At 43.5% G+C, this 881-nt stretch carries 1 protein-coding gene; it reads right to left on the bottom strand.

Annotation, left to right across the window (positions count from 1 at the left end; all coding sequences use genetic code 11):
- Positions 1-881: malate:quinone oxidoreductase (locus ACFOU2_RS11250; RefSeq protein WP_377915131.1), on the bottom strand; the 881-nt coding region annotated here is incomplete at both ends.

An 881-nucleotide genomic window follows, 5' to 3' on the forward strand; every position in this document is an offset into this window, starting at 1 on the left:
AGCAATGCAGCTATCGAGCCATCAGCAGCACTAACAACTTCCGTACCAAATTGAAGTGTTCCTTTACCGCCGGCCTCAGTATCTTTGATAACCTGCACACGTTGGCCCGCTACCACTATATCCCAATCCTCGCTTTTGGCGTTCGGGATAAACTCTCGTAATTCTTCCATGCGCTTTTCATTCGATAACATAACTTGCTGGATCAGGTATTTTGTCAATGCCATCTCTTTTACCCCTGCCGCCAACATAGTGAAGACATTATTCGGTTTTACCGAACCTATCAAATCAAAATTTGAACCTGTTTTTAAGAACTTTGGTGAGAAGCCGGCAAACGGTCCAAACAGTAACGATTTTTTGTTATCGATATATCTTGTATCAAGATGCGGAACAGACATTGGAGGAGCACCAACCTTGGCTTTACCGTATACTTTTGCATGATGCTGCGCTACAACTTCCGGATTGTTACATACCATAAATAGTCCGCTTACCGGGAATCCTCCAATATGTTTTGATTCAGGAATACCGGTTTTTTGTAGTAAAGGCAGACTTCCGCCGCCACCGCCGATAAAGACGAATTTTGCAGTATGGTATTCGATGTTACCGCTATCGATATCATGCACTTTCACTTCCCACGAACTGTCGCTCGTACGTTTAATATCCTCAACACTATGCTTGTAGTTGATCTCGACGTTTTTACTCTTTAAGTGGTCAAACAACATGCGTGTTAAAGCACCAAAGTTGACATCCGTTCCAGAGTCGATTTTTGTTGCCGCTATCGGTTCATTCGATGTACGGCCTTCCATGATAAGCGGAATCCATTCCTTCAGTTTTTCAGGGTCATCGGAAAATTCCATCCCTTGAAACAGGGGATTGTTTGACAG

This window comes from Bacillus songklensis (assembly GCF_042649685.1).
Classification (GTDB): Bacteria; Bacillota; Bacilli; order Bacillales; family Bacillaceae_H; genus Bacillus_BA; species Bacillus_BA songklensis.